The 22,538-nt window shown below is 60.3% G+C and carries 20 protein-coding genes; 17 read left to right on the top strand and 3 right to left on the bottom strand.

What is annotated here, in order from left to right; genetic code table 11:
- Window positions 1-5: 5 nt before the first annotated feature.
- The 12 genes from ACZ89E_RS27505 to ACZ89E_RS27450 all read left to right on the top strand — a co-directional run bounded on the left by ACZ89E_RS27505 (window position 6) and on the right by ACZ89E_RS27450 (window position 16,079).
- Window positions 6-1,442 carry a sigma-54-dependent transcriptional regulator gene (locus ACZ89E_RS27505; RefSeq protein ID WP_149661067.1) on the top strand — a complete coding sequence of 479 codons (1,437 nt, stop codon included), beginning with the start codon at window positions 6-8 and terminating at the stop codon, window positions 1,440-1,442.
- Between the two features lie 738 nt (window positions 1,443-2,180).
- A complete protein-coding gene (locus ACZ89E_RS27500; RefSeq protein WP_149661065.1) occupies window positions 2,181-3,581 on the top strand; it encodes a polynucleotide adenylyltransferase PcnB in 1,401 nt (466 codons plus the stop codon).
- Between the two features lie 3 nt (window positions 3,582-3,584).
- Window positions 3,585-4,070, top strand: coding sequence for a 2-amino-4-hydroxy-6-hydroxymethyldihydropteridine diphosphokinase (folK, locus tag ACZ89E_RS27495; protein ID WP_149661064.1), 486 nt, complete (start codon window positions 3,585-3,587; stop codon window positions 4,068-4,070).
- Window positions 4,071-4,401: 331 nt separating this feature from the next.
- On the top strand, window positions 4,402-5,202 hold the full coding sequence (gene panB / locus ACZ89E_RS27490) for a 3-methyl-2-oxobutanoate hydroxymethyltransferase (protein WP_463258492.1): 801 nt from the start codon (window positions 4,402-4,404) through the stop codon (window positions 5,200-5,202).
- Window positions 5,199-6,056 carry a pantoate--beta-alanine ligase gene (gene panC, locus ACZ89E_RS27485; protein WP_476256779.1) on the top strand — a complete coding sequence of 286 codons (858 nt, stop codon included), beginning with the start codon at window positions 5,199-5,201 and terminating at the stop codon, window positions 6,054-6,056. Before panB ends, panC begins: the two co-directional genes overlap by 4 nt.
- 193 nt (window positions 6,057-6,249) lie before the next feature.
- Entirely contained in the window at window positions 6,250-6,630 is a 381-nt protein-coding gene (gene panD, locus ACZ89E_RS27480; RefSeq protein WP_084323050.1) for an aspartate 1-decarboxylase, read from the top strand.
- A 229-nt stretch (window positions 6,631-6,859) separates the two neighbouring features.
- Entirely contained in the window at window positions 6,860-8,524 is a 1,665-nt protein-coding gene (gene pgi / locus ACZ89E_RS27475) for a glucose-6-phosphate isomerase (RefSeq protein ID WP_149661061.1), read from the top strand.
- Between the two features lie 175 nt (window positions 8,525-8,699).
- Window positions 8,700-10,637 carry an acetate--CoA ligase gene (acs, locus tag ACZ89E_RS27470; protein ID WP_149661059.1) on the top strand — a complete coding sequence of 646 codons (1,938 nt, stop codon included), beginning with the start codon at window positions 8,700-8,702 and terminating at the stop codon, window positions 10,635-10,637.
- Between the two features lie 63 nt (window positions 10,638-10,700).
- Complete coding sequence (locus ACZ89E_RS27465; RefSeq protein ID WP_463258495.1) at window positions 10,701-11,573, top strand: oxygenase MpaB family protein; 873 nt, start codon at window positions 10,701-10,703, stop codon at window positions 11,571-11,573.
- Between the two features lie 134 nt (window positions 11,574-11,707).
- Complete coding sequence (locus ACZ89E_RS27460; RefSeq protein ID WP_149661057.1) at window positions 11,708-12,724, top strand: class I SAM-dependent rRNA methyltransferase; 1,017 nt, start codon at window positions 11,708-11,710, stop codon at window positions 12,722-12,724.
- 116 nt (window positions 12,725-12,840) lie between these two features.
- Window positions 12,841-15,783 carry a DUF748 domain-containing protein gene (locus tag ACZ89E_RS27455; RefSeq protein WP_476256778.1) on the top strand — a complete coding sequence of 981 codons (2,943 nt, stop codon included), beginning with the start codon at window positions 12,841-12,843 and terminating at the stop codon, window positions 15,781-15,783.
- Window positions 15,783-16,079, top strand: a complete 297-nt coding sequence (locus ACZ89E_RS27450; RefSeq protein WP_149661055.1) for a DUF2845 domain-containing protein — start codon at window positions 15,783-15,785, stop codon at window positions 16,077-16,079. Before ACZ89E_RS27455 ends, ACZ89E_RS27450 begins: the two co-directional genes overlap by 1 nt.
- 242 nt (window positions 16,080-16,321) lie before the next feature.
- Here the strand turns inward: ACZ89E_RS27450 and ACZ89E_RS27445 are convergent, their stop codons facing one another.
- Window positions 16,322-16,672, bottom strand: coding sequence for a BON domain-containing protein (locus ACZ89E_RS27445; protein ID WP_149661054.1), 351 nt, complete (start codon window positions 16,670-16,672; stop codon window positions 16,322-16,324).
- 345 nt (window positions 16,673-17,017) lie between these two features.
- Complete coding sequence (locus ACZ89E_RS27440) at window positions 17,018-17,431, bottom strand: pilin (RefSeq protein WP_149661053.1); 414 nt, start codon at window positions 17,429-17,431, stop codon at window positions 17,018-17,020.
- A gap of 225 nt (window positions 17,432-17,656) precedes the next feature.
- Between ACZ89E_RS27440 and pilB the strand changes: the two genes are divergently transcribed.
- From pilB to yacG, 5 genes are read left to right on the top strand one after another with little or no spacing between them, the layout of a single operon-like run.
- Entirely contained in the window at window positions 17,657-19,357 is a 1,701-nt protein-coding gene (gene pilB, locus ACZ89E_RS27435) for a type IV-A pilus assembly ATPase PilB (RefSeq protein WP_476256777.1), read from the top strand.
- A gap of 2 nt (window positions 19,358-19,359) precedes the next feature.
- Window positions 19,360-20,577 carry a type II secretion system F family protein gene (locus tag ACZ89E_RS27430; RefSeq protein ID WP_149661051.1) on the top strand — a complete coding sequence of 406 codons (1,218 nt, stop codon included), beginning with the start codon at window positions 19,360-19,362 and terminating at the stop codon, window positions 20,575-20,577.
- Window position 20,578: 1 nt separating this feature from the next.
- The gene (locus ACZ89E_RS27425; protein WP_476256776.1) at window positions 20,579-21,451 is read left to right on the top strand and encodes a prepilin peptidase; all 873 of its coding nucleotides are present in this window, start codon (window positions 20,579-20,581) and stop codon (window positions 21,449-21,451) included.
- Window positions 21,448-22,071, top strand: coding sequence for a dephospho-CoA kinase (gene coaE, locus ACZ89E_RS27420; protein ID WP_429512516.1), 624 nt, complete (start codon window positions 21,448-21,450; stop codon window positions 22,069-22,071). Before ACZ89E_RS27425 ends, coaE begins: the two co-directional genes overlap by 4 nt.
- Window positions 22,068-22,268 (top strand): DNA gyrase inhibitor YacG, encoded by a 201-nt coding sequence (yacG, locus tag ACZ89E_RS27415; protein ID WP_149661048.1) that lies wholly within the window; start codon window positions 22,068-22,070, stop codon window positions 22,266-22,268. Before coaE ends, yacG begins: the two co-directional genes overlap by 4 nt.
- A 9-nt stretch (window positions 22,269-22,277) precedes the next feature.
- Here yacG and ACZ89E_RS27410 read toward each other — a convergent pair whose 3' ends face one another.
- The gene (locus tag ACZ89E_RS27410) at window positions 22,278-22,493 is read right to left on the bottom strand and encodes a hypothetical protein (protein ID WP_008033212.1); all 216 of its coding nucleotides are present in this window, start codon (window positions 22,491-22,493) and stop codon (window positions 22,278-22,280) included.
- Window positions 22,494-22,538: the final 45 nt, after the last annotated feature.

Genomic DNA, 22,538 nt, shown 5'->3' with positions numbered 1-22,538 from the left:
AATCAATGCCGCACATTTTGATCGTCGAAGACGAAACAATTATCCGCTCCGCCTTGCGCCGTCTGCTGGAACGTAATCAGTACCAGGTCAGCGAAGCCGGATCCGTGCAGGAAGCACAAGAGCGTTTCAGCATTCCCTCGTTTGACCTGATCGTCAGTGACCTGCGCCTGCCTGGCGCACCGGGCACTGAACTGATCAAGCTCGGTCAGGGCACTCCGGTGCTGATCATGACCAGCTACGCCAGCCTGCGTTCGGCCGTCGATTCCATGAAGATGGGCGCGGTGGATTACATCGCCAAGCCTTTCGATCACGATGAGATGCTCCAGGCCGTTGCGCGCATCCTGCGTGATCGCCAGTCGTCCCCCGCCGCAGGTGAACCTGTGGTCGGCAAAGCTGCCAATGGCGCGGCGAAACCGGGCGTCGATAACAGCAATGGCGAGATCGGCATCATCGGCTCCTGTCCGCCGATGCAGGACCTGTACAGCAAGATCCGCAAAGTCGCCCCCACCGATTCCAATGTCCTGATCCAGGGCGAGTCCGGTACCGGTAAAGAACTGGTGGCTCGCGCCCTGCACAATCTGTCGAAACGCGCCAAGGCGCCGATGATTTCGGTGAACTGCGCGGCCATCCCGGAAAGCCTGATCGAGTCCGAACTGTTCGGCCACGAAAAAGGTGCGTTCACTGGCGCCAGCGCCGGGCGTGCCGGGCTGGTGGAAGCGGCGGACGGCGGCACCCTGTTCCTCGATGAAATCGGCGAACTGCCCCTCGAAGCCCAGGCCCGCCTGCTGCGCGTGTTGCAGGAAGGTGAAATCCGCCGGGTCGGTTCGGTGCAGTCGCAGAAGGTCGATGTGCGCCTGATCGCCGCCACCCACCGGGACCTCAAGAGCCTGGCGAAGATCGGCCAGTTCCGTGAAGACCTTTATTACCGTCTGCACGTGATTGCCCTGAAACTGCCGGCCCTGCGCGAGCGCGGTGCCGACGTCAACGAAATCGCCGAGGCCTTCCTGAAGCGGCAGAGCGCGCGGGTCAACCGCACCGACCTGAAGTTTGCCCCGGATGCCGAGCAGGCAATTCGTCACTACACCTGGCCGGGGAACGTGCGCGAACTGGAAAACGCGGTCGAACGCGCGGTGATCCTGTGCGAGAGCCCGGAAATCTCCGCCGAGTTGCTGGGCATCGACATCGAACTGAGCGATCTGGACGATGACGATTTCATTGGGCTGCCCCCACAACAGGGCAACGCCGCCGGTAACAACAGCCATGAGCCGACCGAAGACCTGTCGCTGGAAGACTACTTCCAGCACTTCGTCCTCGAGCATCAGGACCACATGACCGAAACCGAACTGGCCCGCAAACTCGGGGTCAGCCGCAAATGCCTGTGGGAACGGCGCCAGCGCCTGGGCATTCCACGGCGCAAGACCGGTGTCGCCAGCGAGAGCTGAACGTCACCTGTCAGGTGTGCGGGTAACACGTGATTGTGTGAAAAAACTGTTACCCCAGTCTTTTCACGTAACAGAAGCCGGGGCTTACGGTAACGAAGCCACGGTTTTTTTTGGCCCCGAAAAACCTTGTTACCTGGCCTAACCCCTTGTTTTGCTGGGCTTCACAAAAGTTGGCACGCACCCTGCTATATGTTTAGTACAAGAACAATAACAAGCAATGCACAAGACAATAAAAATAAGACGAATCGACTCACGCACAATAAAAACAAGACGGCGAGAGGCGCAGCTAACTGATTCTTTTGGAGAGGCGTTGTATTTGGGGCTTGCCCCACGACCAGGCCGAGAACAACAAAAACTGTCCTAAGACAGAGCCTGAACTGGTTGGATCGCAAGATCACTGCAACACAGCGACCAAAGCAATCCGTTTGCTCTTGGCTCCCGATTGGGAGGGTCATGAAGGAAAAACTTCATGACGAGGGCACTTAACAAAAACAAAAAGCCCGAAACCAATAATAAAAATAGAGCATGCAACTACTTCTTGGGGAGCTTCGGCTCCCCTTGTAGTTTCTGCGATTTGATAAAAACGCCCCAAGCGCCCGTCGCTGGCAGCTTAAAGCTTGCGGCTTACAGCTCATATTTGCTGTGTCCTACACCATCCCCCGACTAAATGCTAGAATCCCGGCCCATCATGCGGTCATTCTTCGTTATGGCCGAACATTCCTTCAAACAGTGCATCCCATGCTGAAGAAGCTGTTCCAGTCATTCCGTTCTCCCAAGCGTCATACGCAACACATCCGCAGCACGCCTGAAGTGCTTAACAGCGGCCAACATTCGCTGCAGAAGGCGCAATTCAGCCGTTACGCGGTGAATATCGTCGAACGCCTGCAGAACGCCGGTTACCAGGCTTACCTGGTCGGCGGTTGTGTGCGTGACATGATGCTCGGCATCACGCCGAAGGATTTCGACGTCGCTACCAGTGCCACCCCTGAACAAGTCAGGGCCGAATTCCGCAATGCGCGGATCATCGGTCGTCGCTTCAAACTGGTGCACATCCACTTCGGTCGCGAAATCATTGAGGTCGCGACGTTCCGCGCCAATCATCCGCAAAACGATGAAGAGGAAGACAGCAACCAGTCTTCCCGCAACGAGAGCGGGCGCATCCTGCGCGATAACGTCTACGGCACCCTGGAAGAAGACGCGCAACGCCGCGACTTCACCATCAACGCCTTGTATTACGATCCGGTCAGCGAGCGCATTCTCGACTACGCCAACGGCGTACACGACATCCGCAATCACTTGATCCGCCTGATCGGCGACCCGAAGCAACGCTACCAGGAAGACCCGGTACGGATGCTGCGGGCCGTGCGTTTCGCCGCCAAGTTGAATTTCGGTATCGAAAAACACAGCGCCGCGCCGATCCGCGACCTGGCGCCGATGTTGCGCGAGATTCCGTCGGCGCGCCTGTTCGAAGAAGTGCTCAAGCTGTTCCTCTCCGGCCATGCCGCGGACACTTTCGAGATGCTGGTCGACTTGCAGCTGTTCGATCCCCTGTTCCCGGCGAGTGCCGAGGCGTTGGAATACAACCCGACGTACACGCACACGCTGATCAGTGAAGCGCTGATCAACACCGACCTGCGGATCAAGCAGAACAAACCGGTGACCCCGGCGTTCCTGTTTGCAGCCTTGTTGTGGCCTGCCCTGCCGGCTCGTGTGTTGCGTCTGCAAGAGCGTGGCATGCCGCCAATCCCTGCGATGCAGGAAGCGGCCCACGAGCTGATCGCCGAACAGTGCCAGCGCATCGCAATTCCGAAACGCTTCACCATGCCGATCCGCGAAATCTGGGACATGCAGGAGCGTCTGCCACGTCGCAGCGGCAAACGCGCCGACCTGTTGCTCGACAACCCACGGTTCCGTGCCGGTTACGACTTCCTGCTGTTGCGCGAAAGCGCCGGCGAGCAGACCGATGGCCTGGGCGAATGGTGGACCGACTATCAGGACGCCAACGACAGCGAACGTCGCGACATGATCCGCGACCTCAGCGGCAAAGATGAAGGCACCGGCGCCCCGCGCAAGCGTCGTCGCAGTGGTGGCGCCAAGCGCAAACGCACGGCTGGCGCCCCGAGCACCACGGGCGAGTAAGTCATGGAACGCATCTACATCGGCATGGGCAGCAATCTGGCTGACCCCGCCGAACAGTTGCGCAGCGCCGTCGAGGCGCTGGCGCGGTTGCCGAAAACCGAACTGGTCGGCGTCTCCGCGTTTTACCAAAGCGATTCGCTGCTGCCCGGCCAACCCCGCTACACCAACGCCGTCGCCGCCCTCGACAGTGACCTCGCGCCACTGGAACTGCTCGATGCGCTGCAAGCCATCGAGAACGAACAGGGCCGCGAACGTCTTGAACGTTGGGGGCCACGCACGCTGGACCTCGACATCGTGTTGTTCGGTGATCGCCTGATCGACGAGCCTCGGCTCAAGGTGCCGCATTACCACCTGCAGGAACGTGCCTTCGTGCTGTATCCGCTGGCCGAACTGGCGCCTGTGGATTTGCGGTTGGCGGATGGCCGGACTCTCAGCGAATTGCTCGCCGCCTGCCCGTTCATCGGGTTGGAGCGCCTTTCCCAAAACTGACGCAAATCCCCCGTAGGAGCAAAGCTTGCTCGCGATTGCGGCCTGACATTCAGCCCCCATGCCGACTGACCGAACGCCATCGCGAGCACGCTTTGCTCCTGCAAGCGTCTATTTCCCCCGGTAACACCCCCACCGTAACAACGCGGTAACACACACAATTGACTTCCCGAGTCCTCCTCACGACTATAGGCGTCCCGCTGCCGCCAACGCGGCGCTAAAGGGCGCAATCCAGGCCTTATAAGCACGACAAAAGACCGTGCGCCTGAGTAAATGAAGAATCACGCGCGTTACTCGCAGTAGTTTCCATAGCGCCTGAACGAGGATTTTTTACATGCCAGCCATCACCCTGACCACGCTCCAGAGCCTCAAGCAGAAAGGTGAAAAAATCACCATGCTGACCTGCTATGACGCGACCTTCGCCCACGCCTGCAACGAGGCCGGTGTCGAAGTGCTGCTGGTGGGCGACTCCCTCGGCATGGTTCTGCAAGGTCACGACAGCACCCTGCCCGTTACCACCGCGGAAATGGCCTACCACGTGGCCTCCGTTAAACGCGGCAACAGCGACGCCCTGATCCTCGCCGACCTGCCGTTCATGGCCAACGCCACCCTCGACCAAACCATGATCAACAGCGCCACGTTGATGCAGGCCGGCGCGCACATGATCAAGGTTGAAGGCGCCCTGTGGCTGGCGGACTCGATCCGCCTGCTGGCCGAACGTGGTGTGCCGGTGTGCGCGCACATGGGCCTGACCCCGCAAGCGGTCAACATCCTGGGCGGCTACAAAGTCCAGGGCCGCAGCGAAAACCAGGCCCGGCAGATGCGCGCCGACGCCATCGCCCTGGAACAGGCCGGTGCCTCCATGCTGCTGCTCGAATGCGTACCGAGCGAGTTGGCGCTTGAAATCACTCAGGCCGTGGGCATTCCGGTGATCGGCATTGGCGCTGGCAGCGGCACCGACGGCCAGGTCCTGGTGCTGCACGACATGCTCGGCCTGTCCATCACTGGGCGCGTGCCGAAGTTCGTGAAGAACTTCATGAATGGCCAGGCCAGCATTCACGCAGCCTTGAGCGCTTATGTCGCTGAAGTCAAAGCCGTCTCTTTCCCAGGTATCGAACACGGATTCTCTGCATGAACACCGTCAAAACCGTCCGCGAACTGCGGGCTGCCATCGCCCGTGCCCGCGGTGAAGGCAAGCGAATCGCCTTCGTCCCGACCATGGGCAACCTGCACAGCGGCCACGTCGCGCTGATCACCAAAGCCGCGCAACGGGCGGATTTCGTGGTCGCGAGCATCTTCGTCAACCCGCTGCAATTCGGCGCCGGCGAAGACCTCGACAAGTACCCGCGAACCCTGACAGCCGACCAGGAAAAACTGCTCCAGGCCGGTTGCCACTTGCTGTTTGCCCCCACTGTCGAAGAAATGTACCCCGACGGCATGGCCGGCCAGACCCGGGTCAGCGTGCCGCAACTGTCCGAAGGCCTGTGCGGCGCCAGCCGTCCGGGGCATTTCGAAGGCGTGGCGACCGTAGTCAGCAAGCTGTTCAACATGGTCCAGCCGGACCTGGCGATCTTCGGCCAGAAAGATTTCCAGCAATTGGCGGTGATTCGCGCGCTGGTGCATGACTTGAACATGCCAATCCAGATCATCGGCGAACCGACCGTACGGGCCGCCGATGGCTTGGCGCTGTCGTCGCGCAATGGCTTCCTCAGCCAAGAACAACGTGCGACCGCGCCGGTGGTGTACCGCACGCTGGCGACGATTGCCGAGGCCATTAAACAGGGTGAGCGCGATTATCCTGCGCTGATCGACGGGCAGGTTAAACAGCTCGAAGCGGCGGGTTTGCGTAGCGACTACCTGGAAATCCGCCATGCCGTGACCTTGCGTCCGGCGACCCCGGAATATCGGGACCTGGTGATTCTGGTGGCGGCGTTCCTCGGCACGACGCGGTTGATCGACAACCTGCACCTGAACCTCGACGCGTCCTGACACCGCAGAAACCTGTAGGAGCGAAGCTTGCTCGCGAAGGCGTCCTATCCGTCGATGAAGATGTCGAACGTGACGGCCTCTTCGCGGGCAAGCCTCGCTCCTGCACGCTCCCGCGCGGCTTCGCCCTGTATTGCCGCCCCTCAAGCCTTCGGGCAATATGCCCGCCGTTCGATTCCGACCTGGGACACCACTCATGCACGCCATCATGCTCAAGGCCAAGCTTCACCGCGCCGAAGTCACCCACGCAGTTCTCGATTACGAAGGTTCTTGCGCCATCGACGGCGAATGGCTGGACTTGTCCGGCATCCGTGAATACGAACAGATCCAGATTTATAACGTCGACAACGGCGAACGTTTCACCACCTACGCGATTCGTGGCGAAGCAGGCTCGCGCATGATCTCGGTCAACGGCGCTGCGGCGCACAAAGCCAAGGTGGGCGACCGGGTGATCATCTGTGCCTACGCGCATTACAGCGAGGCCGAACTGCTCAACTTCAAGCCGCGCATGTTGTACATGGCGCCGGGCAATGAGCTGAGCCACACCAGCAACGCCATCCCGGTTCAAGTGGCCTGATCGCAGCCTCCGTCCGTCTGTCGGGGGATTTGCGGTTTGAATGTTAAAAAAGTACAGAAAACCAGTCATACAAAGCGAAGACAGATCCACACGCGAGGTTTACTGTTACCGCCCTGCGCTATTTAATCGTGTCCACGCAGATTGACCGGACGTAGCCCTCCCAATGGACGGGACATTCCGGGATCTTCAGTGTCTTAAAGGCAGTTCAAGTAAAAGGAAAATCGCAGCGATGGCGTACTACCGCACTCCTCACGACGTTACCGCTCTGCCCGCCTGGCAAGCGTTGAAAGACCACCGCCAAGCCATGCAGGATTTCAGCATGCGCGAAGCCTTCAATGCCGACCCGCAGCGCTTTACCCAATTCACCCTCAGCAGCTGCGGTCTGTTTCTCGATTATTCGAAGAACCTGATCAACGCCGAGACCCGCAACCTGTTGGTGGGCCTGGCCAACGAAGTCGACCTCAAGGGCGCAATCAAAGCGCTGTTCGACGGCGAAATCGTCAACTCCTCCGAAGGTCGCCCGGCGCTGCACACTGCATTGCGTCGTCCGGTGGGCGACAAGTTGTCGGTCAACGGCGTCAACGTGATGCCGGAAGTGCACAAGGTACTGAACCAGATCACCGACCTTGTGGGCCGTATCCACGACGGTCTGTGGCGCGGCTACACCGAGAAGCCAATCACTGACGTGGTGAACATCGGCATCGGTGGCTCGTTCCTCGGCCCTGAGCTGGTGTCCGAAGCACTGCTGTCCTACGCCCAGAAAGGCGTGCGTTGCCACTACCTGGCGAACATCGACGGCAGCGAGTTCCACGAGCTGACCATGAAGCTGCGCGCCGAGACCACGCTGTTCATCGTCTCGTCGAAATCCTTCAACACCCTCGAAACCCTGAAGAATGCCCAGGCCGCACGTGCCTGGTACCTGGCCCAGGGTGGTTCGGAAGCCGAGCTGTATCGCCACTTCATCGCGGTATCGAGCAACAACGCCGCAGCCGTGGCGTTCGGTATCCGTGAAGAGAACATCTTCCCGATGTGGGACTGGGTCGGCGGGCGTTACTCGCTGTGGTCAGCCATCGGTTTGCCGATTGCCCTGGCCATCGGCATGTCGAACTTCAAGGAACTGCTCTCCGGTGCCTACACCATGGACCAGCATTTCCAGAGCGCGCCATTCGAACAGAACATGCCGGTGCTGCTGGCGTTGCTCGGTGTCTGGTACGGCAATTTCTGGGGCGCGCAAAGCCACGCGATCCTGCCGTACGACCACTACCTGCGCAACATCACCAAGCACCTGCAACAGCTGGACATGGAATCCAACGGCAAGAGCGTGCGCCAGGACGGCACGCCCGTGTCCACCGATACCGGTCCGGTGATTTGGGGTGGTGTGGGCTGCAACGGTCAGCACGCCTACCACCAGTTGCTGCACCAGGGCACCCAGCTGATTCCGGCGGACTTCATCGTGCCGATCGTCAGCTTCAACCCGGTGTCCGACCACCATCAGTGGCTGTACGCCAACTGCCTGTCGCAAAGCCAGGCCCTGATGCTCGGCAAGACCCTCGCCGAAGCCGAAACCGAGCTGCGCGACAAGGGCCTGAGCGAAGAAGAAGTGCACAAACTCGCACCGCACAAGGTGATCCCGGGCAACCGCCCGAGCAACACCCTGGTGGTCGAGCGCATCAGCCCGCGTCGTCTCGGCGCATTGGTGGCGTTGTATGAGCACAAAGTCTTCGTGCAAAGCGTGGTCTGGGGCATCAACGCCTTCGACCAGTGGGGCGTGGAGCTGGGCAAAGAACTGGGCAAAGGCGTTTACAACCGCCTGGTCGGCAGCGAAGAAACCCCGGCTGACGATGCTTCGACCCAAGGCCTGATCAACTACTTCCGTGGGCGTCACCGCGGTTGATTCTGTAGGAGCCAAGCTTGCTCGCGAAGAACGATGACGCGGTGTATCTGATACACCGCGTCGTCTGCTTCGCGAGCAAGCTTGGCTCCTACACGGCTCGCTTGTCTGCGCTCTTGAACCCATTCGTCACTCGGCGCATCTTAATCTTGTCGCAAAACAAGAATAAGGAACCGTCATGTTCGATATCAGCACGTTCCCCAAAGCCGATGCCGTGCGCCGGGCTGCCAATCTGAGTCAGGACGACTACCATCGCCTGTACCGACAATCCATCGAACACCCCAGCACCTTCTGGGCCGAACAGGCCACGCGCTTTCTCGACTGGAGCACGCCGTGGCAAACCGTCCAGCGCTATAACCTGAAAACCGGCGAAGCCAGCTGGTTTGCCGGGGGCAAGCTGAACGTCAGTTACAACTGCATCGATCGTCACCTGGAAAAACGCGGCGATCAGACTGCAATCATCTGGGAAGGCGATGACCCCGTCGAATCCGCCCAGATCACCTACAAAAAACTCCATCACAACGTCTGCCGCCTGGCCAACGTGCTGAAAAGCCGTGGCGTGAAGAAAGGCGATCGGGTGTGCATCTACATGCCGATGATCCCCGAAGCCGCCTACGCCATGCTCGCTTGTGCGCGGATCGGCGCGATTCATTCGGTGGTGTTTGGCGGATTTTCCCCGGACTCCGTGCGCGACCGCATCCTCGACGCCGACTGCCGCACCGTGATCACCGCCGATGAAGGTGTGCGCGGCGGCAAGTTCGTGCCGCTCAAGGAGAAGGTCGACAAAGCGCTCGAGAGCTGCCCGAACGTCAGCACGGTGATTGTGGTCGAGCGCACCCAGGGCGAAGTGAACTGGGTCGAAGGCCGGGACATCTGGTATCACCAGGCCCTGCGCGATGTCAGCGACGATTGCCCGCCGGAACCGATGGACGCCGAAGACCCGCTGTTCATCCTCTACACCTCCGGCAGCACCGGCAAACCCAAAGGCGTGCTGCACACCACCGGCGGTTACCTGCTGCAAGCGGCGATGACCTTCAAATACGTGCTCGACTACCGCGACGACGAAGTGTTCTGGTGCACCGCCGACGTCGGCTGGGTCACCGGCCACAGCTACATCGTCTACGGGCCATTGGCCAACGGCGCGACCACGCTGATCTTCGAAGGCGTGCCGAGTTACCCCACCAGTTCACGCTTCTGGCAGGTCATCGATAAACACCACGTCAACATTTTCTACACCGCGCCGACCGCCCTGCGCTCGCTGATGCGCGAAGGCGCCGAGCCGTTGAAGGAAACGTCGCGCGCGAGCCTCAGATTACTCGGCAGCGTCGGTGAGCCGATCAACCCGGAAGCGTGGGATTGGTACTTCAACGTCGTGGGCGAGCAGCGTTGCCCCATCGTCGATACCTGGTGGCAGACCGAAACCGGCGGGATCATGCTCAGCCCGCTGGTCAGTGCCCAACGGATCAAACCGGGTTGCGCCACACAACCGATGTTCGGCGTGCAACCGGTATTGCTCGATGAAACGGGCAAGGAAATCAAAGGCGCCGGCAGCGGCGTACTCGCCATTAAATCAAGCTGGCCGGCGCAGATCCGCAGCGTCTACGGCGATCCGCAACGCATGGTCGACACCTACTTCAAGCCCTACCCCGGCTACTACTTCACCGGCGACGGCGCACGGCGCGACGAGGATGGCGACTACTGGATCACCGGGCGCATCGACGATGTGATCAATGTTTCCGGACATCGCATCGGCACCGCCGAAGTGGAAAGCGCCCTGGTACTGCACGACAGCATCGCCGAGGCTGCCGTGGTCGGTTACCCCCATGACGTCAAGGGCCAGGGCATCTATGCCTTTGTTACGCCCATGAACGGCGCCGAACCCAGCGACGAACTGAAGAAAGAGCTGCTGGCCCACGTCAGCAAGGAAATCGGCAGCTTCGCCAAACCGGACCTGATTCAATGGGCGCCGGCCTTGCCTAAAACCCGTTCGGGCAAGATCATGCGCCGGATTCTGCGCAAGATCGCCTGCAACGAACTGGACAGCCTGGGCGATACCTCGACCCTGGCCGATCCGAGCGTGGTTCAGGACCTGGTTGATAAACGCCTGAACCAATAACACGCGGACTTGGAACGCCTACAGAGGCATTCCAGGTCCGCCTTTTTTCACCACTGAGTCGCCATGGAATTCATTCGCAGCCGCATCGAAACCCAGCTCATGAGCCTGACCGGCCTGTCCTTGGGCAAGCTTGACCTGGAGAACCCCAAGGGCGATCCCGGCCTGTTCGGGCCCGATTCGGTGAGTTGGCAGGTCCATGGCGATTTCAGCAGCATGCTGATCGGCGGCATCAGTGCGCTGATGCTGCAAGCCCTGCACCCACTGGCCCTGGCCGGGGTCTGGGATCACTCGAATTTTCGCGAAGACATGCTCGGCCGCTTGCGCCGCACCAGTCAGTTCATTTCCGGAACCACGTTCGGTTCGCGCAAGGACGCCGACTGGCTGATCGAAAAGGTCCGCACCATTCACCTGCAGGTGATCGGCACCGCGCCGGATGGCCGACCTTATGCCGCCAGCGATCCGGACTTGCTGACCTGGGTGCATGTGGCCGAAGTCAGCAACTTCCTCGCCGCGCACCTGCGGTATCGCAATCCGCAGTTATCCGTGGCAGATCAGGACCGTTACTACGCTGAAATCGCGGTGATCGCCGAGCGCCTGGGCGCCCGTGATGTGCCGCGCAGCCGTCAGGAAATCGCTGATTACCTTGAGCGAATCCGTCCACAGTTGCTGTGCGATGCCCGCAGTCGAGAGGTGTTGCGCCTGCTGCTCAACGCGCCCGCCCCCAGCCGTATGGCCAAGCCGTTCGGCGGTTTGATGATGCAGGCCGGGATCGACCTGCTGCCGGACTGGGCCAGCGACATGCTCGGCGTCCGCCAGAACCCGCTGCAACGCCAGTTGATCCGCGCCAGCGTCAAACGCAGCGCGCCGATGCTGCGCTGGGCGATGAGGAATGGCTCGGTGCAACGGGCGCAGCGGCGGATGGGGTTATTGGAATAGAGCGTCAAGCTTCAAGCTTCAAGCTTCAAGCTTCAAGCTTCAAGCTTCAAGCTTCAAGCTTCAAGCTTGCGGCTTGCAGCTCAGTAACTGCTAAACTCCCGCGCCAAATTCCCTCCTCCTGCAAGGCGCCCAGCATGTCTTCCTTGAATCAGGCGCTGCGCGCCGCCCTCGATCATCGCCAGGACCTGCTTGCCGAACTGCATCAGCAGGGCACCGATTGCTATCGCCTGTTCCACGGCAGCCAGGAAGGCGCCGGCGGCTTGACCATCGACCGCTACGGCCCGCAACTGCTGGTGCAAAGCTTTCACCAAGCCCTGGAACGGGATGCCCTGCTGGAACTTCACGGCCTCATCAATCAACACTTGGGCTTCGACACGCTGCTGGTCTACAACGACCGCTCCCGGGGCAATTCGCGCATTGACCGTGAAGACACCGTCTACCGCGCCGACGACGCCGCGTTGCAGGACCTGATCGGCCACGAATGGGGCCTCAACTACCGGGTTCGCGGCCGTCACGCCGGGCAAGACCCGCTGCTGTTCCTCGACCTGCGCAACACCCGTGGCTGGGTCAAGGCCCACAGCCAGAACAAAAGCGTGCTCAACCTGTTCGCCTACACCTGCGGCGTCGGCCTGAGTGCGGCGGCCGGTGGCGCCAGTGAGGTGTGCAACCTGGACTTCGCCGAAGGCAACCTGGCCGTCGGCCGCGAAAACGGCCTGCTCAACCCGCAGTTGCCGACGATGGAATTCATCCAGTCCGATTACTTCCCGGCGATCCGCCAATTGGCGGGCCTGCCGATCAGTCAGCGTCGCGGGCAGAAACTGCCGAGCTATGAGCGCCTGGAACAACGTCAATACGACCTGGTGCTGCTCGACCCACCGGCCTGGGCCAAGAGCGCCTTCGGCACCGTCGACCTGCTGCGCGACTATCAGAGCCTGCTCAAGCCGGCACTGCTGACCACCGCCGACAACGGCGTGCTGATCTGCTGCAACAACCTGGCGAAAGTCAGCATGGACGACTGGCGCGAGCAGGTTTTGCGCTGCGCCGAAAAGGCCGGACGGCCGGTGCGGGAATGGTCGGTGATGACCCCGGGCGCGGATTTTCCGTCGATGGATCAGCAGCCACCGTTGAAAACCCTGATCCTGCAACTTTGATCACGCGGGAAATTTCCTACACTTTTTTCTGAACAATCCTTAACAGGGCGTGTACTTCGGAACCGAAAACGCGTGCCATACTCCAAGGCACTCCGATCAGACAAATGAAGCCGCACATGCCCAAAGGATTGATCCGCGCTATCGGCGCTCTGTTGACTGCTCTGGCCCTCTACAGCCTGCTGGGTTTTCTGATTTTGCCGGGCATCGCCTTGCGGGTCGCCAACCAGCAGTTGGCCAACTACGCCACGACCCCCGCCCATATCCAGCGGATCGAACTCAATCCGTTCAGCCTTGAAGTGACCCTGTGGGGCCTGATCATCGGTGAACCGGGCAAGGAACAGGTCGGCTTCGAACGGCTTTACGCCAACCTGCAGATCGACAGCCTGTGGACCAAGGCCCTGCACTTGTCCGATATCGAACTGGACAAGCCCAAGACCGAAATCCTCTTTGGCAAGGACGGCAAGCTCAACTTGCTCGGCCTGTTCAAGATCCCCGCCAGCGAACCGACCCCGGCCGACCCGAACGCCAAACCGTTCCCCCTGCGGGTCGAGCGGATCAAACTGGCCGGCGGCTATGTGCACTTCCAGGATGCGCGCCCCAGCGAGCCCATCGAATTCCTTTACAACAAACTCGATTTCGAGCTGAAGAACCTCAGCACCCTGCCCGATGACAACGCCGACATGACCCTGGTCGCGGCCGGCCCGTCGGGCGGGCAGATCGACTGGACCGGCAACTTCAGCCTGATCCCGATCGCCTCCGAAGGTAAGTTGAAAGTCACCGACGGCCAGATGAAAGTCTGGTGGCCGTACGTGCGCGACGCGCTGCCGCTGGCCCTGGAAAACGGCGTGCTGAACCTGAGCACCGACTACAAGCTCAACCTGGCCAAGGAAACCGAACTGCTGCTGAGCAACGTCGCAGTCAGCGTCGCACCGTTTGCTATCAATGCACCGGACGGTCGGCCATTGGTGCGGCTTGAACGCCTGGATGTCAGCGACACCAGCATCGACCTGGCCAAGCAGCAAGTGGTGGTCGGCAAGATCCGCAGCAACAAACTGGAAACCTGGGCCGCCCTCGAAGCGGACGGCCAACTGGACTGGCAGAAACTGTTCGCCAGCCAACCGTCCAAGGCAACGGTGAAGGCCAATAAAGAACCCGCCACGGCCCCAGCCGCAGCGGATTCACCGCCTCCGGCACCCGCCGCGCCAAGCAAACCGTGGCAAGTGCTGCTCAAAGACGTGCAACTGCGCAATTACCAGGTGCACCTGGCGGACCGCAAGGCACAACCGCCCGTGGCCCTGGAAGTCGGCCCGTTGAACGTTGACCTACAGAACTTCGACAGCCTCAACGGCTCGCCTTTCAACCTCAAGCTCGACACCGGCCTGGGCAAGCAAGGCAAGATCACGGCGGACGGCCAGGTCAATCTGGCCCCGGTCAGCGCCAAGCTGAAAGTGCAGACCAAGGACATCGACCTGCGCGTCGCCCAGTCCTACATCACCCCGTTCATTCGCCTGGAACTGCGCAGCGGCATGCTCGGCAGTGACCTCGCGGTGGACCTGAAAAGCACCGATCCGCTGGCGTTCAGCGTCACCGGCCGCGCCCAGGTCGATCAGTTGCACACCCTCGACACCCTGAAAACCCGCGACTTCCTCAAGTGGCAGCAACTGGTGCTCGAAGGCCTGAACTATCAGCACGGTGACAGCCTGTCGATCGACAAGGTCAACCTGTTCCAGCCCTATGCGCGTTTCATGATCAACGATGACCGCACCACCAACATCGATGACCTGCTGGTGCCGCAACCGCCTGACGCCGGCGCCAAGACCGCCGCTGCCAAACCAGCGGCCGGCAAGGACAAACCGCTGGGCATTCACGTGGGCGGCATTGCGATCAATGATGGCTCGGCCAACTTTGCCGACTTCAGCCTGACCCCGAACTTCGCCACCGCCGTGCAAGAACTCAACGGTGCAATCGGCACCATCGACAGCCGCCAGGCGAAACCGGCCAGTGTCGACATCAAGGGCAAGGTCGACCGCTATGCGCCGGTGACGATCAAGGGCGCGGTCAACCCGTTCGACCCGATGGCCAGCCTCGACATTGCTACCAGTTTCAAACGTGTCGAGCTGACGACGCTTACGCCCTACTCCGGCAAGTTCGCCGGTTACCGCATCCGCAAGGGCCGCCTCAATCTCGACCTGCATTACCTGATCACCAAGGGCCAGTTGAAGGCTGAAAACAAAGTGGTGGTCGAGCAACTGCAACTCGGCGAAAAAGTCGACAGCCCGGACGCCACAAGCCTGCCGCTGAAGTTGGCGATCGCCCTGCTCAAGGACGTCGACGGCAAGATTTCCATCGAGCTGCCGGTGACCGGCGACTTGAACAACCCGCAGTTCAGCGTGATGCCGATTGTCTGGCAGACCCTGCGCAACCTGATCGTCAAGGCGGCCGCCGCGCCGTTCAAAATGATTGGCGGGCTGATCAGTGGTGGCGGTTCGGAAGATCTGGGCACCGTGTCGTTCGCACCGGGTTCGAGTGACCTGACCAAAGACGCCGAAGCGTCGCTGATCAAACTCTCCAGCGCGCTCAAGGAACGCCCGGCCCTGCGCCTGGAAATCGAAGGCACGGCGGCACAAAGCAGCGATGGCCCCTTGATCGCCGAGCAACGCCTGGAGCGCGAATACCAGTACAACTACTACAAGATGCTCCAGCGCCGTGGCGACAAGGTCCCGGCCCAAGCGTCCCTGCTGCAAGTGCCGGAGGGCGAGAAAGGTCCGCTGCTGGAAGGGATTTATCGCACGCGCCTCAAGACCCAGCCACCGGCCGAATGGAAGGATCTGGGCAAGGAAGAACGCACCGCCAAAATGCGTGCGGACGTGATCAAGTTCTGGAGTTCCAGCGACGTGCTGTTGCGTCAACTGGGCCAGGAACGGGCCAGCAGCATCAAGGACTTCCTGGTGGACAAGACGCAAATGGCCGATGACCGCGTGTACTTTGTCGACGCCAACCTTGGCGAAGCGCAAAGCGACGGTCGGGTGGTTACCCCGATGCACCTGGACGCCGAGTGATGGGCGCGCGCTGGTTGCTCAGCCTGGCCCTGGCACTCGCGGCGGGCCAGGCCGCAGCTGCCGATACCCTGCGCTGTGGCAGCCAGTTGATCAGCGTCGGCGACAGGTCCAGCGAAGTACTGCAGAAATGTGGACAACCCGTGGCCCGGGATGCGCTGGGCTACAAGCGCAGCGCCAACCGCCGGGAAGAATTCCAGGTCGAGGAATGGACCTACGGACCCAACAGCGGGATGTACCAATACCTGCGGTTTGAAGGGAATCGGCTAGTGCAGATCACCAGCAAACGCGGCAATTAAAGAGCAAAAGATCGCAACCTTCGGCAGCGCCTACGGGGTGAATACATCACTTGTGCAGGAGCTGTCGAAGGCTGCGATCTTTTGCTTTTATGACCCGGAATAAAACAGGCCCCCGACACGAATGTCGGAGGCCTGTAATGGCCACATCCTTGTGGCCTTCGCATGAACTCTCCAGAGGCGGCAGACGTATGGCTCGGCTCGTCTGCCACGCCTTCTCCCGGTTCAAGCGGAGAAGTCTTGCCTTACTCGGCTTTCAGGCCGTCAGCGGAGACCGCTTTAACGCCTTTGATTTTCTTGGTGATCGCAACAGCGGTGGTTTTCTGAGCGTCGGTAATGGCTACAGTCGACGACAGGGATACAACACCTTTGTTGGTTTCTACTTTGATGTCAGTGCCTGGAATGCCTTTCTCGGTTACCAGGTCGCTTTTGACTTTGGTAGTGATCCAGGTATCGGAAGTGGTTTCCTTGGCCTTGGTCATTTCACCGGCCGCCAGAGTCATCGGGGCTTGGGTGGTGGTAGTGGTCTGTGCAAAAGCTGCACCGGCCATGGTCAGGGTCAGCGCGGTAGCAGTAGCAATAGCGAACTTCTTCATACGAGTAACTCCTGTTTTTCTATAAAGTCTGCTGCGTGTCTTCTCAGCAGGGTTACTGGGTATATTGCGAACGCTGTGCCAACTTTGAGACAGACAATAAATCGTTATAAAACAACAACTTATAAAATATGCGAAATTCCGGAATCATGCAAAATGCATGAGCCGGACGTTATCGACATGCAAGTTGCGGGTTTTGAAGCAGGCCTAAGGCCATGAATTGCCGGGAATTTCCTTGTTCACCCGGTAGAGGGTGAAATGGATTTAACGAATGCGCGTTTTCGGCAGCGTTCAGACAAAAAAATACCCCGCCATCAAGGGCGGGGTATTGATTCTGCTAAAGGAATATCAAGCGCCCGGGCAGCTCGGCGTCGAGTAATCCTTCAGGGCAGTGGTCGCACACGACCACCCCGCAGCCGCCGTGCGAGTCAAGGTAATCACCTTGCCCAACACAGGCGCCGGCGCTTGAATCAGCGTGCAGGCAATGGTCCCTGCACCGGAGGCAACGGTGCCAGTGACTGTCAGGGTGCAGTTTTGCGAAGCGAAACTCGGCGCGACAGTAGCGGCCGTCGGGTCAGCCGAACCTGCATTGATAATGTCTTCATACGCCACCTTGAGCGCGGAGACTTCCGCGATCCCGGCCGTCACCTTGGCCCGCGCCTGGTACTTGGTATAAGCCGGAATCGCAAACGTCGCCAGAATCCCGATGATCGCCACCACGATCAACAGCTCGATCAACGTAAAACCTTTCTGAATATTCATAGACAAGCTCCATGCATGAGTCGGAATCTCATGATCTGAATAAGCCCCAGCAGGGTCCGTGCCAAGCCTCGCATGCCCTGTACACAGGGCGCCGGGCAAAGGCAGCGCCCTTTCCTACCCCCTGAATCCGCACTATCTGACACTTTTTGTCACCTCAACACCGCTGGTTTGGTTCCTCGCCTTGACTAGGCTATAAGTCATGAACTGTCTGCGTCCGGTATCCCCATGAACGACATCGCCCTTAGTGGCCTGGCCAAGCAATTGGTGCTGGCCGAACTGCTCACTGAAAAAAGCGCGCAACAGGCGTATCAGCAAGCCCAACGCAATCGCATCTCCCTGGTCAGCTACCTGGTGCAGAACAAACTGGTGCGAAGCCGGCAGGTGGCGGAGATTGCCTCGGAGCACTTCGGCATGGCCTTGCTGGACCTCAATTGCCTGGACAAGGAAACCCAGCCCAAAGGGCTGGTCAGCGAGAAACTGGTTCGCCTGCACCACGCCCTGCCCCTCTGGCGACGTGGCAATAAATTGTTCGTGGGGATTTCCGACCCCACCAACCATCAAGCGATCAACGACATCCAGTTCAGCACCGGGCTGAGCACCGAAGCCATTCTGGTGGAGGACGACAAGCTCAGCGACGCCATCGAAAAATTCTTCGACACCCACACCACCGGCCTGGAAGAAATGGCCGACGTTGACCTGGATGGCCTGGACATCGAGTCGCCCGACGACAAAAACCACGATTCCATCGCCGGGCAGGATGCCGACGACGCGCCCGTGGTGCGCTTCGTCCACAAGATGCTGCTGGATGCGATCAAAAGCGGCTCGTCCGACCTGCACTTCGAACCCTACGAAAAAACCTACCGGGTGCGGATGCGCACCGACGGCATTCTGCGCGAAGTGGCCAAGCCACCGATTCAGTTGGCCAACCGGATCGCGGCGCGGTTGAAAGTCATGGCCAGCCTCGACATTTCCGAGCGACGCAAACCTCAGGACGGGCGGATCAAGATGCGCCTGTCCAAGAGCAAGTCCATCGACTTCCGGGTCAACACCCTGCCGACGCTGTGGGGCGAGAAAGTGGTGATCCGGATCCTCGACCCGTCCAGCGCGCAAATGGGCATCGACGCCCTCGGCTACGAGCCCGACCAGAAAGCCCTGTTCATGGCCGCGCTTAAGCAGCCGCAGGGGATGATTCTGGTCACCGGCCCCACCGGTTCGGGTAAAACCGTGTCGCTGTATACCGGGCTGAATATTCTCAACACCGTGGACATCAACATCTCCACCGCCGAAGACCCGGTGGAGATCAACATGGAAGGCATCAACCAGGTCAACGTCAATCCCAGGCAGGGCCTGGATTTCGCCCAGGCCTTGCGCTCGTTCCTGCGTCAGGACCCGGACGTGATCATGGTCGGCGAGATCCGCGACCTGGAAACCGCAGAAATCGCGATCAAAGCCGCCCAGACCGGGCACCTGGTGCTGTCGACCCTGCACACCAACAGCGCCGCCGAAACCCTGACCCGCCTGCACAACATGGGCATCCCCGGCTTCAACATCGCCACCTCGGTCAGCCTGATCATCGCCCAGCGCCTGGCGCGCAAATTGTGCAGTCATTGCAAGACGCCGATCGAGATTCCCCGGGAGGCCCTGATCAAGGAAGGCTTCCCCGAGGAACGCATCGGTTCTTTCACGATCTATGAGCCCGTCGGTTGCGATCACTGCAACAACGGTTACAAAGGGCGAATCGGGATATATGAAGTGGTGAAGAACACCCCGGACCTGCAACGGCTGATCATGGCCGAGGGTAACTCCCTGGAAATCGACATCCAGATGCGCAAGGACGGCTTCAACGATCTGCGTACGTCGGGGCTGATCAAGGCCATGCAAGGCATCACCAGCCTTGAAGAAATCAACCGGGTCACCAAGGACTGAACATGGCGGTCAAGGCAGCAAAAATCAGCGTCTACGCCTGGGAAGGCATGGACAAGAAAGGCACGAAGATGAGCGGCGAGTTGAGCGGTCAGAACCCGGCGCTGATCAAGGCACAGCTGCGCAAGCAGGGGATCAACCCGGGCAAGGTGCGCAAGAAATCCGCGTCTATTTTCAGCCTGGGCAAACGCATCAAGGCCCAGGACATCTCCCTGTTCACCCGGCAGATGGCGACCATGATGAAGGCCGGTGTGCCGCTGCTGCAGTCGTTCGACATCATTGGCGAAGGCTTCGACAACCCGGCCATGCGCAAGCTGGTGGATGAGGTGAAACAGGAGGTCGCGGCCGGTAACAGCTTCGCCGCCTCCCTGCGCAAGAAGCCGCAATATTTTGATGAGTTGTACTGCAACCTGGTGGACGCCGGTGAACAGGCCGGCGCCCTGGATACGCTGCTGGATCGGGTCGCGACCTATAAGGAAAAGAGCGAGAGCCTCAAGGCCAAGATCAAGAAAGCCATGACCTACCCGCTGGCCGTGGTGTTCGTCGCGATCATCGTCACCGGGATTTTGCTGGTCAAGGTGGTGCCGCAGTTCAAGACTGTGTTCGCCGGGTTTGGCGCCGAACTGCCGGGCTTCACCTTGATGGTGATCAACCTGTCGGAGTTCATGCAGGAATGGTGGTGGGTGATGCTCGGCGTCATGGCTGCGGCGATCTACGGTGTGCGTCGCGCCTTCAAAAAATCCCAGGTCTTTCGCGATCGGGTGGACACCTGGCTGTTGAAACTGCCCTTGGTGGGCACGCTGATGTACAAGTCCGCCGTGGCCCGCTACGCCCGCACGCTGTCGACCACGTTCGCCGCCGGGGTGCCGCTGGTGGATGCCCTGGAATCGGTGGCCGGCGCCACCGGCAATATCGTGTTCAAACGCGCGGTGCTGCGCATCAAGCAGGACGTGTCGACCGGCATGCAGCTGAACTTTGCCATGCGCACTTCGGGCGTGTTCCCGAACATGGCGATCCAGATGGCAGCCATCGGCGAGGAGTCCGGCGCCCTCGACGACATGCTCGACAAGGTCGCCAGCTTCTACGAGGACGAAGTCGACAACATGGTCGACAACCTGACCAGCCTGATGGAACCGTTCATCATGGTGGTGCTGGGCGTCGTCGTCGGCGGTCTGGTGGTTGCCATGTACCTCCCCATTTTCCAACTCGGCTCAGCGATCTGACATGCCCTTGATCGACTACTTGACCCTCTATCCGCTGGCCTTCGTGATCTTTGCGCTGGTGCTCGGCCTGGTGATCGGCAGCTTCCTCAACGTGGTGGTCTGGCGCCTGCCGAAGATGCTCGAACGGGAATGGCGCGTGCAGGCCCACGATGTCTTGGGCTTACCCGGTGAGACGCCCCTGCCGACCTATAACCTGATGCTGCCCCATTCCCAATGCCCGCACTGCGCCCACCGGATCCGTGCCTGGGAAAACATCCCGCTGCTCAGTTACCTGTTGCTGCGCGGGCGCTGTTCGAACTGCGCCGCACCGATCAGCAAGCGTTACCCACTGACCGAACTGGCCTGCGGCTTGCTCTCGGCGTTCGTCGCCTGGCATTTCGGTTTCGGCTGGCCTGGCGGCTTGATGTTGGTGCTGAGCTGGGGCCTGTTGGCCATGAGCCTGATCGATGCCGAGCATCAACTGTTGCCCGACGTGCTGGTGTTGCCGTTGTTGTGGCTGGGGCTGATCGTCAACAGCTTCGAACTGTTCGTGCCCTTGCACGATGCCTTGTGGGGCGCGGTGGCCGGCTACATGGCGCTGTGGTCGGTGTTCTGGCTGTTCAAGCTGATCACCGGCAAGGACGGCATCGGCCATGGCGACTTCAAGCTGTTGGCGATGCTGGGGGCCTGGGGCGGTTGGCAGATCCTGCCGCTGACCATCCTCCTGTCATCGCTGGTGGGGGCGATTCTCGGGGTGATTTTGCTGCGCTTGCGGAACGCGAAAACCTCGACGCCCATCCCCTTCGGTCCCTATCTGGCGATTGCTGGCTGGATTGCATTGCTCTGGGGTGGTCAAATAACCGGCTTCTATTGGCAGTTTGTCGGTTTGAAATGAATACCCCTGTGGAAAAACCCTGGATTCTCGGCCTGACCGGCGGCATCGGCAGCGGCAAAAGCGCGGCGGCCCAGCACTTCATCGACCTCGGCGTGCACGTGGTGGACGCCGATCATGCGGCGCGGTGGGTGGTGGAACCGGGGCGTCCGGCGCTCGCGAAGATCGCCGAGCACTTCGGCCCCGGCGTACTGCAAGCCGATGGCCAACTCGATCGCGCGGCGCTGCGCAAACTGATCTTCGAAGTCCCGGAGGAACGCCGCTGGCTCGAAGCGTTGCTGCATCCGCTGATCGCCGAGGAAATCGTTACTCACTTGGCCAAGGCACAATCGCCTTACGCGATTCTGGTGTCGCCGCTGTTGATCGAGTCCGGGCAGTACGCCATGACCCAACGGGTGCTGGTGATCGACGCGCCGGAACAACTACAGATCGAACGCACCCTGCAGCGTGACCAGACCAGCGAGCAACAGGTCCAGGCGATCCTCAAGGCCCAGTCCAGCCGCCAGGATCGCGTGAGCCATGCCGACGATGTGGTGGTCAACGACCGCGACCTCGCCTGGCTGCACAGCGAGGTCGAACGCCTGCATCACTTTTACCTTACTTTGCGTGGAGGCCAGTCATGAGCCCAATCTCGACCGTCGAATGCCCGACTTGCGGCGCACCTGTGGAATGGAAACCGGAAAACGTCTTCCGGCCCTTCTGTTCGGACCGTTGCAAACTGATCGACCTGGGCGCCTGGGCGTCGGAAGAACACAAGATCCCGGTGAGCCCGGATGCCGAGGACGACCTGTTCAGCGAAGACTTCGAGCCGCGTCACTGATCACTAACATCAGGGCCGCATGAAACCGTAGTCCTGCCCGTCATCGAGGTTCTCGGCGAGAAACTGCAACTCATCCGCCAGGTCCTCGACACTGCGCACCGCCTTGCTCTGTTGCACCACCGCACTGAGCAAGGCGCGCAGGCTCAACCCCGGATCAAACCCGACTTCCTGCGCCGCATCCAGGCTGTGACGCAACTCCTGCCTTGCCCACTCGTAAACGCTCATATCGGTGCTCCTGAAGGTTTCGCCGAGCATGAGTTCGCGAGCACC

The sequence above is a fragment of the Pseudomonas sp. TE3899 genome, assembly GCF_056279105.1.
Note: the sequence above shows the minus strand (reverse complement) of the source record. Positions and strands in the feature narration are given on the sequence as shown.

Bases quoted from the DNA above. Each gene is read 5' to 3' on its own strand.
- ACZ89E_RS27505 (WP_149661067.1), top strand. From the start codon at position 6: ATGCCGCACATTTTGATCGTCGAAGACGAAACAATTATCCGCTCCGCC.
- ACZ89E_RS27500 (WP_149661065.1), top strand. From the start codon at position 2,181: ATGCTGAAGAAGCTGTTCCAGTCATTCCGTTCTCCCAAGCGTCATACG.
- folK (WP_149661064.1), top strand. From the start codon at position 3,585: ATGGAACGCATCTACATCGGCATGGGCAGCAATCTGGCTGACCCCGCC.
- panB (WP_463258492.1), top strand. From the start codon at position 4,402: ATGCCAGCCATCACCCTGACCACGCTCCAGAGCCTCAAGCAGAAAGGT.
- panC (WP_476256779.1), top strand. From the start codon at position 5,199: ATGAACACCGTCAAAACCGTCCGCGAACTGCGGGCTGCCATCGCCCGT.
- panD (WP_084323050.1), top strand. From the start codon at position 6,250: ATGCACGCCATCATGCTCAAGGCCAAGCTTCACCGCGCCGAAGTCACC.
- pgi (WP_149661061.1), top strand. From the start codon at position 6,860: ATGGCGTACTACCGCACTCCTCACGACGTTACCGCTCTGCCCGCCTGG.
- acs (WP_149661059.1), top strand. From the start codon at position 8,700: ATGTTCGATATCAGCACGTTCCCCAAAGCCGATGCCGTGCGCCGGGCT.
- ACZ89E_RS27465 (WP_463258495.1), top strand. From the start codon at position 10,701: ATGGAATTCATTCGCAGCCGCATCGAAACCCAGCTCATGAGCCTGACC.
- ACZ89E_RS27460 (WP_149661057.1), top strand. From the start codon at position 11,708: ATGTCTTCCTTGAATCAGGCGCTGCGCGCCGCCCTCGATCATCGCCAG.
- ACZ89E_RS27455 (WP_476256778.1), top strand. From the start codon at position 12,841: ATGCCCAAAGGATTGATCCGCGCTATCGGCGCTCTGTTGACTGCTCTG.
- ACZ89E_RS27450 (WP_149661055.1), top strand. From the start codon at position 15,783: ATGGGCGCGCGCTGGTTGCTCAGCCTGGCCCTGGCACTCGCGGCGGGC.
- ACZ89E_RS27445 (WP_149661054.1), bottom strand. From the start codon at position 16,672: ATGAAGAAGTTCGCTATTGCTACTGCTACCGCGCTGACCCTGACCATG.
- ACZ89E_RS27440 (WP_149661053.1), bottom strand. From the start codon at position 17,431: ATGAATATTCAGAAAGGTTTTACGTTGATCGAGCTGTTGATCGTGGTG.
- pilB (WP_476256777.1), top strand. From the start codon at position 17,657: ATGAACGACATCGCCCTTAGTGGCCTGGCCAAGCAATTGGTGCTGGCC.
- ACZ89E_RS27430 (WP_149661051.1), top strand. From the start codon at position 19,360: ATGGCGGTCAAGGCAGCAAAAATCAGCGTCTACGCCTGGGAAGGCATG.
- ACZ89E_RS27425 (WP_476256776.1), top strand. From the start codon at position 20,579: ATGCCCTTGATCGACTACTTGACCCTCTATCCGCTGGCCTTCGTGATC.
- coaE (WP_429512516.1), top strand. From the start codon at position 21,448: ATGAATACCCCTGTGGAAAAACCCTGGATTCTCGGCCTGACCGGCGGC.
- yacG (WP_149661048.1), top strand. From the start codon at position 22,068: ATGAGCCCAATCTCGACCGTCGAATGCCCGACTTGCGGCGCACCTGTG.
- ACZ89E_RS27410 (WP_008033212.1), bottom strand. From the start codon at position 22,493: ATGAGCGTTTACGAGTGGGCAAGGCAGGAGTTGCGTCACAGCCTGGAT.